Raw genomic sequence first — 17,123 nt, forward strand, 5'->3', positions numbered from 1 at the left:
TTTGTCCAAATGGTCAAAAAATATGTGTCGAGAGCAGCCGAACACCTTCCCTTTCACCTCGTCCCGTGCGATTTTGGCGCAAACCTCCCAAAGGACGTGATGATGGATACGCAGAGCTCAGAAAGCCCCGTGCGCACCGCGCATCTGCCGCAAGTGACAGAACCCAGAAACCCCGGCATGGAACTGGACATGGACTGGGTGCGCGCCGTTCAGGCCAACACCTCGGCGATTGAGCGCCGCGCGGCGACGCTGCCCGGCCGCCGTTCAGTCAAAAAGGAATATCAGGCGGCCTGGCTGCTCAAGGCGATTACCACGATCGACCTGACGACCCTGTCCGGCGACGACACCGTTGGCCGCGTGCGACGCCTGTGCGCCAAGGCGCGGCAGCCTGTATCGCCTGCAACCTTGCAGGCGCTGGACATGCCGCCGATCACCACCGGGGCCGTTTGCGTCTATCACGACATGATCGAAACCGCTGTCGCGGCGCTGAAGGGCACCGGCATTCCGGTTGCCGCCGTATCCACCGGCTTCCCGGCTGGCCTGTCCCCGTTCCATCTGCGCGTGGCCGAGATTGAGGAAAGCGTCAAAGCCGGGGCCGAAGAGATCGATATCGTGATCTCGCGCCGCCATGTGCTGTCGGGCGATTGGCAAGCCCTGTACGACGAAATGAAGGCCTTCCGCGTGGCTTGTGGCGATGCACATGTCAAAGCCATCCTTGCAACCGGAGAACTGGGCAGCCTGCGCAATGTCGCGCGCGCCTCGCTGGTCTGCATGATGGCCGGGGCGGACTTCATCAAGACCTCGACCGGGAAAGAAAGCGTCAACGCCACTTTACCCGTGTCGCTGGTGATGATCCGCGCGATCCGTGACTACTATGACCGCACCGGCTATCGGGTTGGCTACAAGCCTGCGGGCGGAATTTCGAAGGCCAAGGATGCGCTGGTGTACTTGGCGCTGATCAAGGATGAACTGGGCGACCGCTGGCTGGAACCCGAACTGTTCCGCTTTGGCGCGTCATCGTTGCTGGGCGATATCGAACGGCAGTTGGAACACTATGTCACCGGGGCCTACTCGGCTGGTTACAGACATTCTATGGGCTGAGCCCCGTTTTGAAGTCTGGACAGTGAGTATTTGGGAAAAGATGAAGTCATGACAGTCAAAGAGATATTCGAAACCATGGACTATGGCCCCGCCCCTGAAAGCGCTGCCGAGGCGCTGGCCTGGCTGGTCGATCAGGGCGACAAGTTCGGTCACTATATCGATGGCGCCTTCACCAAGCCCGGCAAGGGATTTGACAGCCGCAATCCAGCCACCGGAGAGGTGCTGGCCAGGCTGACGCAGGCCAAACAGGCAGACGTGGACGCCGCTGTTGCTGCCGCACGCGCGGCGCAGCCGAAATGGGAGAAACTGGGTGGCGCTGGACGTGCGCGGTATCTCTATGCCATTGCGCGGCTTTTGCAGAAGCATTCGCGCCTGTTTGCGGTTCTGGAGAGCCTGGACAACGGTAAGCCGATCCGCGAGTCGCGCGATATCGATATCCCTCTGGCGCAGCGGCATTTCTATTACCACGCGGGCATGGCGCAGCTGATGGAGAGCGAATTGCCCGGTGCCGAGGCGTTGGGGGTTTGCGGCCAGATCATTCCGTGGAACTTTCCCCTGCTGATGCTGGCGTGGAAAATCGCTCCGGCGCTGGCCATGGGCAACACGGTGGTTTTGAAACCGGCCGAATACACCTCGCTGACTGCGCTGCTGTTTGCCGATATCTGCTCGCAGGCGGGCCTGCCCAAAGGGGTGGTCAACATTGTAACCGGTGATGGTGCAGTGGGCGAGATGATCGTGGCGTCGGACGTTGACAAGATCGCCTTTACCGGCTCGACCGTCGTTGGCCGCCGGATCCGGGAAGCGACGGCTGGATCGGGCAAGGAACTGACGTTGGAACTGGGCGGAAAGTCCGCCTACATCGTGTTTGACGACGCCGATATCGACAGCGCCATCGAAGGTCTGGTTGACGCGATCTGGTTCAATCAGGGTCAGGTCTGCTGTGCGGGCTCGCGCCTGTTGGTGCAGGAAGGCATTGCCGACCGCTTCCACGACAAGCTACGCGCGCGCATGGACGGTTTGCGCGTCGGCAATCCGCTGGACAAATGCATCGACGTGGGTGCCGTTGTGGACCCGGTCCAATTGCAGACCATCAAGAGCTTGGTCGAAAGCAACACGGCTGGTCATGTGCATCAGGCCGCTTGCGAGATGCCCGCGAACGGCTGCTACTATCCTCCGACGCTGATCTCGGGGCTGGAGACATCCGATCCGCTGATGCAGGAAGAGATCTTTGGTCCCGTGCTGGTGTCCTCGACATTCCGCACACCGGAAGAGACGGTCGAGCTGGCCAACAACACCCGCTACGGGCTGGCCGCGACTGTGTGGACCGAGAATGTGAACCTCGCGCTGGACATCGCTCCCAAGCTGGTCGCGGGTGTGGTCTGGGTGAATGCCACCAACCTGTTCGACGCCGCCGCAGGCTTTGGCGGCGTGCGCGAAAGCGGCTTTGGCCGTGAAGGCGGCTGGGAAGGTCTGGCGGCCTATACCAAACCCAAGGGCAAGGCCAAGCCACTGGCAAAGGTCGAAGCAACGACGGGCGAAGGCGCACCGGTCGATCCGATTGACCGCACCGCCAAGATGTATGTCGGCGGCAAGCAGGCGCGCCCCGATGGGGGTTATTCGAAACCGGTCTGGGGCAAATCCGGCCTGCTGGGTCATGTCGGCCTTGCCAACCGCAAAGACGTTCGCAACGCCGTTGAAGCTGCCGCGGGGGCCAAAGGCTGGTCCAAGACCACCGGCCATCTGCGCGCACAGATCCTGTATTTTATCGGTGAGAACCTCTCGGCCCGTGCTGATGAGTTCGCCGCTCGTATCGACGCCATGACCGGAAAGAAGGACGGCGCCAAAGAGGTTGAAGCATCAATCCAGCGCCTGTTCACCGCCGCGGCCTGGGCCGACAAATATGACGGTCAGGTGCACGGCGTTCCGATCCGCGGCGTGGCGATTGCCATGAAAGAGTCCGTGGGGGTCATCGGCGCGCTGTGCGCGGACGAAGCACCTTTGCTTGGTTTGGTTTCAGTGATGGCCCCGGCCATTGCGATGGGCAACCGGACAGTTCTGGTGGCATCGGAGCCTTATCCTTTGGCGGCGACGGATTTTTACCAGATCCTCGAAACCTCGGACGTGCCCGCTGGTGTGGTCAACATCCTGACCGGCAGCCACGCGGAACTGGCGAAACCGCTGGCCTCGCATCTGAACGTCGATGCGGTCTGGTCGTTCTCTTCCACCGACCTGTCGAAAGAGATCGAGGTGGTCTCGGCCGGGAACCTGAAACGGACCTGGGTCAATAACGCGACGGCATTTGACTGGAGCATGGACCATTCCCGCCGCTTCCTGCAGGCTGCGACCGAAGTAAAAAACATCTGGGTGCCTTACGGCGAGTAGGGCTCCCGCATCTCGGGAGGCCTACATGGACTTTTCAGGAAGGACCGTCATCGTCATCGGCGGAACCAGCGGTATCAACCGAGGCATTGCCGAGGCCTTTGCGGCCTCGGGTGCCAAACTGGCCGTTGCCAGCCGGTCGCAGGAGAAGGTCGATGATACGGTTGCCGCACTGAAAGCTGCGGGCGCACAGGATGCCGTCGGTGCGGCGTTTGACGTGCGTGACCCTGAGGCTGTGGCTGAGGGCCTCAAGCAATTCCACGAGGCATTTGGAGATTTCGACGTTCTGGTGTCGGGCGCGGCGGGCAATTTCCCCGCCTTGGCGGCCGAGATGTCGGTCAATGCGTTCAAGACCGTGATCGATATTGATCTGATGGGCACGATCCACGTGATGAAGGGGGCCTATCCTTACCTCAAGCGTCCCGGGGCCAGCATCATCAACATCTCGGCCCCGCAATCCTATCTGCCTTACGAAGGTCAGGCGCATGTCTGCGCCGCCAAGGCGGGCGTCGATCAGATCACCCGCACATTGTCGATGGAATGGGGTGTCGAGGGCATCCGCGTGAACTCGGTCGTGCCCGGATTTATCGAAGGCACAGAAGGGGCCAGACGTCTGGCCCCCACCGAAAACGCCCACGAAGAGCTTCGCAAGGACGTGCCCTTGGGCCGCTGGGGACAGCCGAAGGATGTGGCCAATGCTTGTCTGTTCCTCAGCTCTGATCTGGCCAGCTATATCAGCGGCACGGTTCTGGCCGTTGACGGAGCGCTGTACCAGCGTGGGTCGGGTAAGTTCGGACAGATGATGGGTGAGATGTTGCGGAGCATGAAAAAGGGCTGAGCTTCGCTCAGCCCCTGGTCATCAGTTGGTCGTTTCCAGACCGACCGGCTTGCCCACGACGGTAAAGTGCAGGCCTTCCGGGTCCAGCAGTTCGGTTGCCACTCGGTTCACATCCTCAAGCGTCACGGCATTCACCTTATCGTTGCGGGTGGCGACATAATCGATGGGCAGGCCTTCCATCTGCATCCCGACCATGATCCCGGCAATCTGGCCATTGCCATCAAAGCGAAGCGGATAGGCTCCTGTCAGGTAGGTCTTGGCATCATCCAGTTCCTTCTGAGTCACGCCTTCGGACGCGGCGCGCGCCCATTCATCGCGGATCACCTCGACCGCTTCTGCGATCCTGTCATTGGCCGATGACACCGACCCCAGATAGACTGAGGCCAGATCCTTGGGCACAAGATAGGTTCCGACGCCATAGGTCAGGCCCCGTTTTTCGCGAACCTCCTGCATCAGGCGGCTTTCGAACCCGCCGCCACCCAGAATGTGGTTCAGAATAAAGGCAGGAAAGAAATCCGGATCGTCACGGTCAATCCCCTTCTGGGCAAACAGGGCGACCGATTGCGGGGTGTCGAAATCCACGACGCTGATGCCGCCCGTAATTGAAACCTGCGCCTTGTCCGGGATCGGTTTGCCGGTTTCGGGCAGATCGGCCAGCAGCCTGTCCAGCAGTGCACCCAGGTCTTTTGCCGATATGTCGCCGACGGCCCCGACATACAGCCGGTCCCGGGCAAAGACGTTGTCGTAGGCCGCAACGATGTCGTCGCGCGTCAGGGCGGAAACGCTTTCGATCGTTCCTTTGCCCTCGGACCCGTAGGGATGGTCCCCATAGGCCATACGGGCAAAGCTGCGGCCAGCTATGTCGTTCGGATCGGTCTCGTCCGACCGCAAACCGGACAGTACCTGAGCGCGAACCCGGTCAATCGCGTCCTGATCGAAGCGGGGCTCATGAATCGTGGTGCGCAGCAGATCGATCACTTCATCCCGATTTTCGGTCAGAAACCGCGCCGAAATCGAAACCGTGTCATCGCTGGCGTTGTAGGTGAACGAGGCCGCAAGCGATTCCAGTTCTCGCGCGTAGGACCGCGCGTCCATATCGCCCGCGCCTTCCTCGATCAGGCCGCTCATCAGATAGACCGCGCCACGCTTGTCCGGGTCATCCAGCGAGGTGCCGCCGCGAAACCGCAACTCCAACGCGGTGAAAGGGATCGATGGGTCCTCGACCAGCCAGGCCTTGATGCCGCCGGGCGAGGTGACTTCCTGGATCTCGATCTCGGCCCATGCAGGCATCGCAATGACCAAGGCGATCAGGGTTGCGAATATCCGTTTCATTGCGTCACCTCATCGTCACGCATCAACCATCCGGTGACAGACGCTTCGGACTGCAGCACCTCGCGGGCGGCCGCAATGATCTCTTCCCCGGTCACGGCCTGCAGAATGCCGGGCCAGGCCTGCACATCCTCGACCGTCAGACCGGTGGTCAGCGCGCGGCCATAGCGGTTGCCGATCCCGTCGACATTGTCGCGCGCATAGGTTTGGGCGGCACGCAGCTGCATCTTGATCCGGTCCAGATCATCTGCGTTCACACCTTCGGCAATGAAGTCCGCAACCGCCTGATCCATCGCATCCTCAGCCTCTTGCAGCGAGACGCCCTCGGCCGGGACGACCACCATATCGAAGGTCGTGTCATCCAGCGATACGCCCCGATAGAACGCGCCTGCATAGACGGCCATCTGCTTCTCGAACTGCAGTTTTTCATTGAGGTACGAGGTGGTGCCGCCGCCCAGCAATTCGGCCAGCAAATACAGCGCTGCGGCCTTTTCCTGAGCACCTGCGTCACGTTCCGGCGCCAGATAACTGCGCTGCAGGTAGGGCTGCGCCACGCGCGGATCCTTGAAGGTCAGGCGTCGTTCGGCGGTTTGCGGCGGTTCCTGCGAGCGGACCCGTTCAGGCAGGTCCGGGTTGGCGGGGATCACGCCATAGTATTTTTCGGCCAGAACGCGGACCTCCTCCGGGTCGACGTCACCCGTGACCACCAAAATCGCGTTGTTGGGCGAATAGTGTATCCGATAGAAGGAAAGCGCATCGTCCAGATCCAACTCCTCCATCTCGTGCTTCCAGCCGATGATCGGCACACCATACCGGTGGTTGAGATACTGCGCCGCGCTCATCTGCTCGCCGAAGAGGGCACGAGGGTTGTTTTCCGTGCGCTGGTTGCGTTCCTCCAAGATCACATCGCGTTCGGTTTCGATATCGGCTTCGGTCAGGCGGATGTTGCGCATCCGGTCCGATTCCATCTGCATCATCAGTTCCAGCCGGTCAGCGGCGACGCGCTGGAAATAGGCGGTGTAATCATACGACGTGAACGCGTTGTCATTGCCGCCATTGGCCGCCACGGTGGCCGAGAACTCTCCGGCCTCAAGCGTGTCGGTGGCCTTGAACAGAAGGTGTTCCAGGAAATGCGCCACGCCGGACGCGCCGATGGGCTCGTCCGCCGAACCGGCCCGATACCAGACCATATGCTGTACGACCGGGGCGCGATGATCCTCGACCACCACGACATCCATGCCGTTATCCAGTGTAAAAGTCGTGACTGCCTCCTGCCCGTCTTCGGCCAGAAGCGGGGTCGCGGTCATCAGGGCGGCAAACAACGCCAGTGCCCGAACCATGCGGCATCCTCCGTTTGGTTTATGCGTTTCAAACTACGGTGGCGCCGCGCGGGTTCAAGGGCGATGACGGAAAGTTAAGAATTATTCATCGGCAGGCGGGGCCGAGGGAGTCTCAATCCCTGCCGCGCGGGCTGCTTCGTTTTGCGCATTCGCGTTTATCGCCTGCCGCTCGTAAACCTGCTCATAGCGGTCAACCGGGAACAGTTTCAGACCTGTCCAGCGGCCACGGCGCTTGCGGAAATCCGCATCTTCCTGCGCGACGACCTGCCGCGTATTGGCCGGAACGCCATAACGGCTGGAGGCGGTGACCAGTGCCGCATCTGAAGACGGAATGCTGGTATTCGAGTTCAGTGCCGCCGCACTGCCCCCCAGCGCCACCACGGCATCCGCCTTGGGCGTCGGATCAACCAGATTGCCGCCGCCCGGTGTGGGGGCCGGCAGGAAGCTGTAATCTTTAGGCGCCGTCAGCGGCTTGACCGGCAGCACCGAAAACTCGTCGGGACCCGGTCCGGGTGGCTGAAGATCGCGCAGACCACGTTTGGAACAGCCCGCCACGGCAACGGCAAGTGTCAGTGCAAGTATGGCAAGCGGCATCCGCATTTGTGTCTCCAGCCTGTTTGAGGCGCTTTTATCGCATATCGTCCGGCGCGTCACGAGGGCTTTTTGCCGTCAAACAGAACAAGTCCCAGCGCTCCGGCAAAAATGAACACATCGGCCAGATTGAAGACAAACGGGTTTTCGATGCCACAACAGGACATGTTCAGGAAATCCAGGACATAGCCATAGAGAACCCGGTCCACCACATTTCCAAGCGCCCCGCCGATCAGCAAGCCGCCGCAAATCTGCATCAGCTTCGGCGGCGTCGTCCGCATCAACCAGATCAGAACGGCCGTGCAGATCACGACCGATATGCCAATCAGAAACCAGCGGGCTGCGTCCGTGTTCCCCTGAAACAGGCCAAAGTTAATCCCGCGATTCTCGCCGTACTTGAACACAAGCAGCGGCGGCAACACGTCGACACCCCCGGGCCTTTCGGCCACGCGCATCACGTGAACGACCAGATATTTACTGATCTGGTCGATCAACAGCGCCGCCAGCGCGGCCCAGAGCAGCAGGCGATAACGCATCAGTGACGGAAATGGCGCATGCCGGTGAAGACCATTGCAAGGCCTGCCTCGTCCGCCGCAGCGATCACCTCGTCATCGCGCATCGAGCCGCCCGGCTGGATCACGCAGGTCGCGCCGGCTTCGGCGGCCTCCATCAGCCCGTCAGGGAAGGGGAAGAACGCATCGGACGCCACGGCCGAGCCAATGGTCAGCGGTTGCGGCAAGCCAAGCGCATCGGCCATGCGTTCGGCCTTCTTGGCGGCAATCATGGCAGAGTCCAAGCGGCTCATCTGGCCCGCGCCCACGCCCACGGTCGCACCGTCTTTGACGTAGACGATGGCGTTGGATTTGACGTGCTTGGCGACTTTCCAGGCAAACAGCAGGTCGCGCATCTGCTCTTCGGTCGGGGCCTTTTTGGTGACAACCTTCAGGTCATCCATTCCGATGAACCCATTGTCCTTGTCCTGCACCAGCAGGCCACCGGCCACCTGTCGCACGGTTTTGCCACCAGTGGTCACATCCGGCAGGCCTTCGGTGGTCAGCAGACGCAGGTTTTTCTTGGCCGCGAAGATCGCCTTTGCCTCGTCCGACGCGCCGGGGGCGATCACGACTTCGGTGAAAATCCCGGTGATTTCCTGTGCGGTTTCGGCGTCGAGCGGCTGGCTCAGTGCCACGATCCCACCAAAGGCCGAAGTCCGGTCGCAGTCGAAGGCTGACTTATACGCTTCCAGCAAGGTCGTGCCTGTGGCTACGCCGCAAGGGTTGGCATGCTTAATGATCGCACAGGCCGCACCTTTTGCAGGATTGAACTCGGCCACCAATTCAAACGCAGCATCTGTGTCGTTGATGTTGTTGTAGCTCAGTTCCTTGCCCTGGTGCTGAACGGCGGTCGCCACACCCGGACGGTTGGTTCCATCAGTGTAGAAAGCCGCCTGTTGATGGCTGTTCTCACCATAGCGCAGGGTCTGTTTCAGCTCACCCGCAAAAGATCGGCGCTTGGGCGCTTCAAGCTGCAATGCGTCGGCCATCCAATTCGAAACTGCGGTGTCGTACGCCGCGGTGCGGGCGTAAGCCTTTTGCGCAAGCCACTGACGGAAACCATAGGAAGTTTTGCCGTAGTTTTCTTCCAGTTGATCCAACAGTGAGGAATAGTCCTCGACATCCACGACCACGTTCACGAAGGCGTGGTTCTTGGAGGCCGCGCGAATCATCGCAGGTCCGCCGATATCGATATTTTCGATACATTCGTCGTAACCAGCACCTTTGGCCACTGTCGCCTCGAACGGGTAGAGGTTCACCACCAGCAGGTCGATTGGACCGATGCCGTGTTCTTCCATCGCAGCAACGTGGGTGTCGTTGTCGCGTAGCGCGAGCAGCCCGCCATGCACCATCGGATGCAGGGTTTTCACACGGCCATCCATCATCTCGGGGAAGCCTGTGATCTCACTGACGTCCTTCACCTCAAGCCCTGCCTCGCGCAACGCCTTGGCCGTGCCGCCGGTCGACAGCAACTCGACTCCGCGCTCGGCCAGCGCCTTTCCCAGCTCGATCAGCCCGGTCTTGTCGGAAACGGAAAGCAACGCGCGGCGCACGGGGTGAAGGTCGGTCATGGGTCCAAAGGTCCTTTTGGCGTCAGTCAAACTCGGGCTCGTCCCGGTGCAGATCGCGCACGGCATAGGCTGTATCCTGTGCCTTGCTCAGCGTCCACCGGATGCGGGTCGCATACTCCATTGCGCGCCCGGATAGAACGATCTGTTTTGTCGCGCGCGGCTTCAAACGCCCTTTCTCAAGGTAAACGCTTGGCTCGACTGACAATTTTCCCGCGCCATCATGGCGAAAAACCCAGATCTCACCGCTTTTGAGAGCCATCGACACCGCAGCGCCCCCCAAATCCAGCGCCGCATCCACGTCGGGGTGCAGGTGAAACCGGATATCAAACCCGATCCCCGACAGGCCCGAGGCATCCATCGCCTTGTCAAACTGCCGCTTCGCCTTGTCGGTTGCGGTCAGCAAAATGTCCTCACCCACAAGTTCGCGGCCGTCAAAACGCAGTTCAAAAGTACGGGCGTGGGTCAGACCAAACACTTTTGCGTACCCGTCATGGCCAGCCATGAAGCGGGTTCCTTCAAAACCGGCCTCAACCTCGGTCAGGACCTGCGAGGGCGCATCGACCAGCGCTTCGTATTCCGTGCCCGGGGCCGGATCGGTCAGGCGGGCGCTGGAGTATCCGTCCAGGCACAGGGTGGAATGCGAAGGCGTCGCCCGCCCGGCCCGACGCCATTCGACCCCGAAACTAGCGCCGGACCCGCAATTCACGACCAGAGGCCTGCGTCCGGATGTCAGCTCAAACGCCAGGGTGGAAGCGTGCGCGTTATAGGATGCAGCCCCTTTGGGTGGCGCGCTGGCATCGATGATCACGCTGGTTCGTGCGGCGTAGAGACGGGCATATCCCATTGACAGCTCTGTTGAATTGTCCGGCTTCACGCCACTTTGCGCCAGGGCCTGATCCAGCCGCCCTTCGAGGCCGCGCCCCCCCCCATGAAACCGGGCCAGCGCGCCGTCCGAATGCCGCAGACTGCGCAGGGTCGGTGCAATGCGTCTGATCGCGTTCAGCTGAGATCCCGGCGTCCCCCGGCCCAGTTCACTCAGCGCGGCGGATGTCCAGGACAGAAGCGTAAATACCTCAAGCAATTCTTCGGGGTTCCGGGTGCTGATCCCGCCCTGCTTATCCACCTGCCGCTCGCATTCCCGCGACAATGCGCTGAGGGCCGGATCGGCCAGTCTCTCCAATCCCTCCAGCGCCAGACCGGCCTGCACCAGACCGGTCAACGCTTCGAACCGGGGCAAGCCCGGCGTCGCGGCGTGCCAGCGTTTGGACAGATACCACGTTTGCTGCGCCAGAGAGCGGAAGAACAGCCTGCTGTGCTGCTCGTCCACACCGCGCAACAGGAAAATGGCGTGGTTGATCCAGCGGATCACCCGGCGACCTGTCAGGTCGGGCGCCCAGCCGGGCCCCTGCCCCCGGCCATGTGTCGCGATCCAACCCCAGACCCAACGCTGGGCTTTTTCCCGCGCGCGCATGTCTCCAACTGCGGCTAGATCGTCCAGCCAGGCAAATCCGTGACGTTCATTGTCAAAACCGGCACTGGGCGCTGCGACATCCCACAGCCCGGTATCCTGCGCCTCGACCAAGTAACCGGCGAACAGCAGGTTCCCGGCCACCAACTGCCTGCCGCGCGCGAATGAGCCGACAGCGCGGGGTTCGGGCTGGCTGACAAATCCGGTGACCGCCTTCTGGCGCTGGCTGAGGCGCGCGTAGAAACGGTTCTGAAACCGCATCCACCGGTTGGCCATGGTGTCCGACTTCGACATGACGCTTGTTTCTCTGCCCCTTGCGCTCTGCTGGCGCCTGAGACCCAACGATAGACCGGGCGGCGCGTCAAGTCATCGAAAAGCGTGCCTTCAGGCGGATTTGTTCAGGCAGGCGATATAGAACCCGTCCATGCCGCCCCGATCCTCCCAAAAGTCTGGCCGCAGGCGCAACCCGCCTTCCTGTGTGATCCAGTCGGAATTGACACCTTCGATGCCCAGCGCGCCTTGGTCGATCTGCATATCGGGATATTGTTCCAGCGCCTCTTCGACCTGCACCTCGCCTTCATCCGGCAGCAGCGAGCAGGTGCAATAGACCAGCCGCCCGCCCGGTTTCAGAAGGGTCCAGGCATGGGCCAGCATCTGGGCCTGCAATTCGATCAGCCCGCCAAATTCCGAACCATCCTTGGCAAAAGGCAGGTCAGGGTGCCGACGAATGGTGCCCGTGGCGGAACAGGGGGCATCCAGCAGGATGGCATCATACTGTCCCTGATGTTCCAACGCGTCGCCGGCGATGACCTTGGCTGACAAACCGGTGCGGGCAAGGTTTTCGCGCACCCGCTCCAGCCGACCTTCCGAGATATCCAGCGCAGTGACGTCTGCCCCTGCCGCCGCCAGTTGCAACGTCTTGCCGCCGGGGGCAGCACAAAGGTCCAGAATTTGCTCACCCGCTTTCGGCGCCAGTACCCGAACGGGCAAGGCCGCCGCTGCATCCTGTACCCACCACGCGCCCCGGTTATATCCGGGCAGGGTCGATACCTGGCCTGCATCGTGAACGCGCATTGAACCCGTTGGCAAAGCCTCACCGGGTCCGGTCGCGCCGGGCTTCAGCGTGATGTCCAGCGGCGCGCCGTTGAAATGAGCCACCTCCATGCCCGCAACGGCATCGGGACCCCAGGCCATGATCAGCGGTTCCCGCAGCCACTCCGGCAGGCGCGGCACTCGCATTCTTGGCCAGGCGTCCGGGCCTTCGGCGGCGACTTTACGCAGCACGGCGTTCACCAAGCCCTTTAGGCGTCCATGCTTGCGCGACCGGCCTACGATCTCGACCATGGAGTTGACGACACCATGTGCCGCCTCGCCGTGACACAACTCGACTGCGCCAAGACGCAAGGCGTTATGGACAGTCAGCGCCGGTGTCCGGTTCAGGTGATTGTCCAGCAGGCGGTCCGCCCGTTCCAACCCGCGCAACGTTTGCAGCGCAAGACGCTGAGCCCTTGCACGGTCCTCGGGTTCAAGACGATCCAGCGCGCCTGCGGCCAGGCATTCCGACAGCAATCGCCCTTCTCCCAAAATCTGATCCAGCAGATAGATCGCGCTGCGCCGCGCCGCTGTTGCGCTGTCAGACATGGATTCGCCTTTCCTGTGACCCAAGCCCGCATTGCCAAGGGCGGACGCGGGCGTATATCAAGCCCAAGCACGGAAAGGAACCCGATGTCATGACCGATCAGCGCAAAGACCTGCCGCCTGCTGCCCAGCGCGCGCTGGCCGAAGCCGAAGAACGCCGCAAGAAGGCCGAGACCGAAGCCAAGGAAATGCCAAAGGAACTGGGCGGGCGCGACGGTCCCGACCCCGCCCGCTATGGCGACTGGGAGAAAAAAGGCATCGCCATCGATTTCTGATCGTTCAGCCCCGCAAAGCCTGCAGAAAATCAGCAATCAGAGCGCGCTGCTTGTTCGATTTCGCACGCTCTTCGGGCCATGTCAGCCAATAGCCATCCTTGGTCGGCAACTCGGGCAGATCCAGCCTGCACAATCGTCCCGCATGTAAGTCCGAATGGGCCAGAGGCACCGAACCCAGCGCCACGCCGATCCCCTGCCGAGCTGCGGAAATCGCGTGTTCCATCGAATCGAGACTGATCTTTGACGGCGGCAATTCCGCATTGTCCGTCTTGCGCGCCCAGTCCCGCCATGCTGGTCGTTCCCCGCGCAGATCAATCAGCGGCGCGCCCCATTCGACACCCGGCGCGGCCATCGGCACCAGAACCTCACGCGCGATCAGCGCCGCATCGCGCCCGGGCCAGGTTCCGCGGCCGTAGCGGATTTGCAGCCATGTCCGCTCCTCGTCCAGCGACGACCGGCGCGCAACCGAGTCGGTCATCACCCGCACCTTGGGCCGCACCTCCTGAAACCGCGCGACGGCCGGCAGAACCAGTGCGTGGATGTTCGAGGACAGGCCCGCGACACGCAGCTCTCGCGGGGATTTGCCGAACAGGTCCTCCGTATTTCGCTCCAGTGCCTGCAGGCTGTCTTGCACCAGCGGCAGGTAACTTTCGCCTTCAACAGTCAGGGACACGCCGCGCGCTTCGCGCACGAACAATGTTCGGCCCAGCCAGGATTCAAGGTTGCCGATCCGCTGGCTTACCGCCGCCTGCGTCAGGCCAAACTCACGCGCGGCGGCTGAAAACCCGCCAAGACGCCCGGCGGCCTCGAACACGCGCAGCCAATCCAGAGGGGGCAGACCGGCTTTCTTTCTATCCATTAGTTTTTCCGGGCCTCAGCAGAAAGAAGGATTAATTGTATTAATGCCACAAGCACCGTATCTCCTCAACCAAAGCCGCGCTGAACAGGAGATTCCCAATGCTGCGCACCGCCACTTTCACCCCTTCCGTCGTAACTGTCACTTTTGCCGACGCGTCCCAATCGCGCTTTCACGCCATCTGGCTGCGTGACAACGCGCTGGACCCCGACACCCGCGCGCCGGGCAACGGACAACGTCTGATCACCATCGGTGACATTCCCGCAAATGTTTCGGTCAGTGCGGCGGAAATTGTCGGCGGCGATCTGCAGGTCACGTTCCAGCCCGAAGACAAGACCGTTTACTTCCCGGCCGACTGGCTGGCCGACCACGGCTATGATCACGATCACGCCGGTGCTTTCGGGCGAGTCGCGCAGGGCATCACTACCTGGGAACGCGGCATGGAGGCGCCTTCTGGCGACTGGACTGCGGTTCACGTCAACCCCGGTGCCAAACGGGACTGGCTGGCCGCAGTGGCCGAGTTCGGTTTTGCCAAACTGACCGGCGGTCCCGCCGAACCGGAATCGCTGCTGAAAGTGGCCGATCTGTTCGGTTACGTCCGCGAAACAAACTACGGCCCCTATTTCGAGGTCCGGACCGAGGTGAACCCCACCAACCTTGCCTATACCGGCCTTGGTCTGCAGGCCCATACCGACAATCCCTACCGTGATCCGGTTCCGACGCTGCAAATCCTCTATTGCCTGGAAAACAGCGCCGAAGGCGGTGACTCGATCGTGGTCGATGGCTTCCGGGCCGCTGAAAAGCTGCGGGACCTGAATCCTGAAGGTTTCGCCCTGCTGGCGGGCTATCCGGCGCGGTTCGAGTATAAGGGTTCGGACGGTGTCTGCCTGCGCTCACGCCGCCCGATGATCGAGCTTTCGCCTGACGGAGAACTGATCAGCATCCGCTTCAACAACCGCTCATCCGCGCCATTTGTGGATGTGCCGTTCGACAAGATGGAAGCCTACTACGCCGCCTATCGACAGTTCGGTGAAATCATCGACGACCCGGCCATGGGCGTGTCGTTCAAGCTGGAACCGGGCGAAAGCTTTATCGTCGACAACACCCGCGTGCTGCACGCCCGTCTGGGCTATTCCGGTGCCGGATCACGCTGGCTGCAGGGGTGTTATGCCGACAAGGATGGACTGCTGTCCACTCTAGCCGCGATGGAGATGGCACAACCGGAGGCGGCGGAATGAAGCCCGATTTCTCGACCCTGAACCGCGACAATATCGTGGCCTTCATAGGTGATATTTTCGAGCGCCGTGGCGGAGAGGAGTATTTGGGGGAACCCGTCACCATGGCCCAGCACATGTTGCAGGGCGCCACGATTGCCGAGCAGAACGGCCAGACCGAAGAGATCATCGTCGGAGCATTGCTGCACGATATCGGCCATTTCACGTCCGAATTCGGCACCTATCATCCCGACGACACCGAGGATCGCCACCACGAGGACGCTGGTGCCGAGGTGCTGGAGCAGTTTTTTCCGTCGGTCATCACCGATTGTTGCCGCTATCACGTCGCGGCCAAGCGCTATCTCTGCGCCACCAAGCCCGAATACTTCAACCGCCTGTCCGCCGCGTCGGTCCACACGTTGGAACTGCAGGGCGGACCCATGAGTGCCGATGAAGTGGCAGAGTTCGAGGGCAACCCGAACCTGAAAGAGATTGTTCAGGTGCGGTATCTGGATGAGGCGGGCAAGCGTGCCGACATGGAAACTCCGGAATTCGCCCATTTCGCACCGATGGTGCAGCGTATGGTCGACAGACATTTGGGGGCATCATGAACGCGCCGGAATACATCTTCGAAGCGAGCTCCAAGCCGTCACTGCCATGGCATGAGGTTCCGCTGATCCGGGCGACAGAGCAGTCGGTAAAAGGCTACGGCTGCCTGGTCGATGATCCTGATACGTTCGAAATCGAAATCGTCCGCTGGCCGCAACAGGGTTGGCGGCCGATCGACGACGGCACCGGTGACGAAGGTGGCTGGGTCGAGGGCACATTCCATGGGGAATGGAAGGGTGATGTGCTTTATGGTCGAAACGAGGCCGTCAATGGTCACTATGTGCTTGGCTGGTCGACCGATCCGCAGCAAGCGCAATCGCAACAGCAAACCGCGCCGCGCGATCAGGTGTTGTTGTGGCACATGAACTATCACCCGGATGGCGGGCAGATGTTCTGGCCGCTGGATAACAGACCGTTCATCGTGCCTGCCGCGCTGCCCGGCGATAACCTGACCCCCGACAAGGTGGTGGCATTCTGGTGCGACGGCTCGCGCGGTCTTTATATCCATCCCGGCATCTGGCACGAGGGGATTTTTCCCGTTGAGGACAATCAACGGTTCCTGGACCGTCAAGGCAAAGTCCACGCCCGGGTCAGCGCTGACATCGGGAAGGAATTCGGTGTCTACCTCGCCTGCCCGCTGCGTGCGGACAAGATCAGGGATCTGTGACCAACGCCCGCTGATGGTCGTTACGTCGCCCTGAAATCCAAACCTGCACGGCCAGCAGATAGGGAAGAAAGAACGCGAAATTCTGCACCAGATCAAAAGGGCCCGAAAAATCGGGCTCTGACCCAAGCCCTCCGGTCAGCAGGTACCATAATGTGTAGTGCACACGGTATAACCAAGACCCAAGCGCCAGCCAGAACAGTCGCAATCCCCAGGCCCAGTGACCAGCGCGATCACCTGCCACTGCCTTTTGGGCCAGCATCAGAGCCGAAACAAACAGGCACAGGCCATAGAGGAAGAAGCCCACAGACATCACCGGGCCACCAATCGTTCCTCGCAACAGGATATAGGCCATTCCCGCCGCGCCTGTGATCAATGCCAGCGAAATCAGAACAGAACCCAATGCACGGTGAAATCGGTTGAATCCAAGCCGAAGCCTTTTGATCAGTTGCAGCGGCACCAATGCCACCAGCACAGTTCCGGCCAGTATGTGCACCATCATCATCGTATTGCCGATGCCCTGACCGTCGGCAAACAAATAGCTGCGCTGGGCTGCATCGTCAGACAGCCCAATACCAATCATGCCAAACCCATGCACCAGAAAAGGCAGCAGTGTCAGATAAAACGCCACGAGCAACAGGCCGGACGCCACTGGGGATTTCAGGATACGCATACCCGGACTTTAGCGCCGGCTTG

At 61.3% G+C, this 17,123-nt stretch carries 16 protein-coding genes; 7 read left to right on the plus strand and 9 right to left on the minus strand.

Annotated elements, in window-relative coordinates:
* Positions 1-102 precede the first annotated feature (102 nt).
* Genes deoC through ACR0MI_RS04050 form a run of 3 tightly spaced genes read left to right on the plus strand, consistent with a single transcriptional unit; the run spans position 103 to position 4,318 of the window.
* Positions 103-1,101 (plus strand): deoxyribose-phosphate aldolase, encoded by a 999-nt coding sequence (gene deoC, locus ACR0MI_RS04040; RefSeq protein WP_170613101.1) that lies wholly within the window; start codon positions 103-105, stop codon positions 1,099-1,101.
* Between the two features lie 48 nt (positions 1,102-1,149).
* On the plus strand, positions 1,150-3,483 hold the full coding sequence (locus tag ACR0MI_RS04045; protein ID WP_170613099.1) for an aldehyde dehydrogenase family protein: 2,334 nt from the start codon (positions 1,150-1,152) through the stop codon (positions 3,481-3,483).
* A 25-nt stretch (positions 3,484-3,508) separates the two neighbouring features.
* Positions 3,509-4,318, plus strand: a complete 810-nt coding sequence (locus ACR0MI_RS04050; RefSeq protein WP_170613097.1) for an SDR family oxidoreductase — start codon at positions 3,509-3,511, stop codon at positions 4,316-4,318.
* 21 nt (positions 4,319-4,339) lie between these two features.
* On the opposite strand, the gene ACR0MI_RS04055 is transcribed toward ACR0MI_RS04050, so the two are convergent.
* From ACR0MI_RS04055 to ACR0MI_RS04085, 7 genes are all read right to left on the minus strand, one after another.
* A complete protein-coding gene (locus ACR0MI_RS04055; RefSeq protein WP_480853711.1) occupies positions 4,340-5,650 on the minus strand; it encodes a M16 family metallopeptidase in 1,311 nt (436 codons plus the stop codon).
* Positions 5,647-6,987: a M16 family metallopeptidase gene (locus tag ACR0MI_RS04060; protein WP_170613094.1), complete on the minus strand. Its 1,341-nt coding sequence runs from the start codon at positions 6,985-6,987 to the stop codon at positions 5,647-5,649. Before ACR0MI_RS04060 ends, ACR0MI_RS04055 begins: the two co-directional genes overlap by 4 nt.
* 81 nt (positions 6,988-7,068) lie before the next feature.
* Positions 7,069-7,587, minus strand: coding sequence for a DUF3035 domain-containing protein (locus ACR0MI_RS04065; RefSeq protein WP_170613092.1), 519 nt, complete (start codon positions 7,585-7,587; stop codon positions 7,069-7,071).
* A 50-nt stretch (positions 7,588-7,637) separates the two neighbouring features.
* Positions 7,638-8,114 carry a signal peptidase II gene (gene lspA, locus ACR0MI_RS04070; RefSeq protein WP_170613090.1) on the minus strand — a complete coding sequence of 159 codons (477 nt, stop codon included), beginning with the start codon at positions 8,112-8,114 and terminating at the stop codon, positions 7,638-7,640.
* On the minus strand, positions 8,114-9,703 hold the full coding sequence (gene purH / locus ACR0MI_RS04075) for a bifunctional phosphoribosylaminoimidazolecarboxamide formyltransferase/IMP cyclohydrolase (protein WP_170613088.1): 1,590 nt from the start codon (positions 9,701-9,703) through the stop codon (positions 8,114-8,116). Before purH ends, lspA begins: the two co-directional genes overlap by 1 nt.
* 22 nt (positions 9,704-9,725) lie before the next feature.
* Positions 9,726-11,465 (minus strand): heparinase II/III domain-containing protein, encoded by a 1,740-nt coding sequence (locus ACR0MI_RS04080; RefSeq protein ID WP_170816823.1) that lies wholly within the window; start codon positions 11,463-11,465, stop codon positions 9,726-9,728.
* A 90-nt stretch (positions 11,466-11,555) separates the two neighbouring features.
* The gene (locus tag ACR0MI_RS04085; RefSeq protein WP_170613085.1) at positions 11,556-12,812 is read right to left on the minus strand and encodes a transcription antitermination factor NusB; all 1,257 of its coding nucleotides are present in this window, start codon (positions 12,810-12,812) and stop codon (positions 11,556-11,558) included.
* 89 nt (positions 12,813-12,901) lie between these two features.
* Here ACR0MI_RS04085 and ACR0MI_RS04090 point away from each other — a divergent pair, with 89 nt between their 5' ends.
* Entirely contained in the window at positions 12,902-13,084 is a 183-nt protein-coding gene (locus tag ACR0MI_RS04090; RefSeq protein ID WP_170613083.1) for a DUF1674 domain-containing protein, read from the plus strand.
* A 4-nt stretch (positions 13,085-13,088) separates the two neighbouring features.
* Here the strand turns inward: ACR0MI_RS04090 and ACR0MI_RS04095 are convergent, their stop codons facing one another.
* The gene (locus ACR0MI_RS04095) at positions 13,089-13,943 is read right to left on the minus strand and encodes a LysR family transcriptional regulator (RefSeq protein ID WP_170613081.1); all 855 of its coding nucleotides are present in this window, start codon (positions 13,941-13,943) and stop codon (positions 13,089-13,091) included.
* A gap of 98 nt (positions 13,944-14,041) precedes the next feature.
* Here ACR0MI_RS04095 and tmpA point away from each other — a divergent pair, with 98 nt between their 5' ends.
* The 3 genes from tmpA to ACR0MI_RS04110 are packed head-to-tail and all read left to right on the plus strand — an operon-like array spanning position 14,042 to position 16,430.
* Positions 14,042-15,178, plus strand: a complete 1,137-nt coding sequence (gene tmpA, locus ACR0MI_RS04100; protein ID WP_170619087.1) for a 2-trimethylaminoethylphosphonate dioxygenase — start codon at positions 14,042-14,044, stop codon at positions 15,176-15,178.
* A complete protein-coding gene (tmpB, locus tag ACR0MI_RS04105) occupies positions 15,175-15,765 on the plus strand; it encodes a (R)-1-hydroxy-2-trimethylaminoethylphosphonate oxygenase (protein WP_480441021.1) in 591 nt (196 codons plus the stop codon). The genes tmpA and tmpB overlap by 4 nt, the downstream gene beginning before the upstream one ends.
* Positions 15,762-16,430 carry an ureidoglycolate lyase gene (locus ACR0MI_RS04110; protein ID WP_170613076.1) on the plus strand — a complete coding sequence of 223 codons (669 nt, stop codon included), beginning with the start codon at positions 15,762-15,764 and terminating at the stop codon, positions 16,428-16,430. The genes tmpB and ACR0MI_RS04110 overlap by 4 nt, the downstream gene beginning before the upstream one ends.
* Here ACR0MI_RS04110 and ACR0MI_RS04115 read toward each other — a convergent pair.
* Positions 16,417-17,100: a DUF2306 domain-containing protein gene (locus ACR0MI_RS04115; protein ID WP_170613074.1), complete on the minus strand. Its 684-nt coding sequence runs from the start codon at positions 17,098-17,100 to the stop codon at positions 16,417-16,419. The two genes, ACR0MI_RS04110 and ACR0MI_RS04115, sit on opposite strands and share 14 nt — an antisense overlap.
* Positions 17,101-17,123: the final 23 nt, after the last annotated feature.

The sequence above is a fragment of the Ruegeria sp. D4 genome, assembly GCF_056534475.1.

Coding starts and splice junctions, on each gene's coding strand:
- deoC (WP_170613101.1), top strand. CDS start 103: ATGGATACGCAGAGCTCAGAAAGCCCCGTGCGCACCGCGCATCTGCCG.
- ACR0MI_RS04045 (WP_170613099.1), top strand. CDS start 1,150: ATGACAGTCAAAGAGATATTCGAAACCATGGACTATGGCCCCGCCCCT.
- ACR0MI_RS04050 (WP_170613097.1), top strand. CDS start 3,509: ATGGACTTTTCAGGAAGGACCGTCATCGTCATCGGCGGAACCAGCGGT.
- ACR0MI_RS04055 (WP_480853711.1), bottom strand. CDS start 5,650: ATGAAACGGATATTCGCAACCCTGATCGCCTTGGTCATTGCGATGCCT.
- ACR0MI_RS04060 (WP_170613094.1), bottom strand. CDS start 6,987: ATGGTTCGGGCACTGGCGTTGTTTGCCGCCCTGATGACCGCGACCCCG.
- ACR0MI_RS04065 (WP_170613092.1), bottom strand. CDS start 7,587: ATGCGGATGCCGCTTGCCATACTTGCACTGACACTTGCCGTTGCCGTG.
- lspA (WP_170613090.1), bottom strand. CDS start 8,114: ATGCGTTATCGCCTGCTGCTCTGGGCCGCGCTGGCGGCGCTGTTGATC.
- purH (WP_170613088.1), bottom strand. CDS start 9,703: ATGACCGACCTTCACCCCGTGCGCCGCGCGTTGCTTTCCGTTTCCGAC.
- ACR0MI_RS04080 (WP_170816823.1), bottom strand. CDS start 11,465: ATGTCGAAGTCGGACACCATGGCCAACCGGTGGATGCGGTTTCAGAAC.
- ACR0MI_RS04085 (WP_170613085.1), bottom strand. CDS start 12,812: ATGTCTGACAGCGCAACAGCGGCGCGGCGCAGCGCGATCTATCTGCTG.
- ACR0MI_RS04090 (WP_170613083.1), top strand. CDS start 12,902: ATGACCGATCAGCGCAAAGACCTGCCGCCTGCTGCCCAGCGCGCGCTG.
- ACR0MI_RS04095 (WP_170613081.1), bottom strand. CDS start 13,943: ATGGATAGAAAGAAAGCCGGTCTGCCCCCTCTGGATTGGCTGCGCGTG.
- tmpA (WP_170619087.1), top strand. CDS start 14,042: ATGCTGCGCACCGCCACTTTCACCCCTTCCGTCGTAACTGTCACTTTT.
- tmpB (WP_480441021.1), top strand. CDS start 15,175: ATGAAGCCCGATTTCTCGACCCTGAACCGCGACAATATCGTGGCCTTC.
- ACR0MI_RS04110 (WP_170613076.1), top strand. CDS start 15,762: ATGAACGCGCCGGAATACATCTTCGAAGCGAGCTCCAAGCCGTCACTG.
- ACR0MI_RS04115 (WP_170613074.1), bottom strand. CDS start 17,100: ATGCGTATCCTGAAATCCCCAGTGGCGTCCGGCCTGTTGCTCGTGGCG.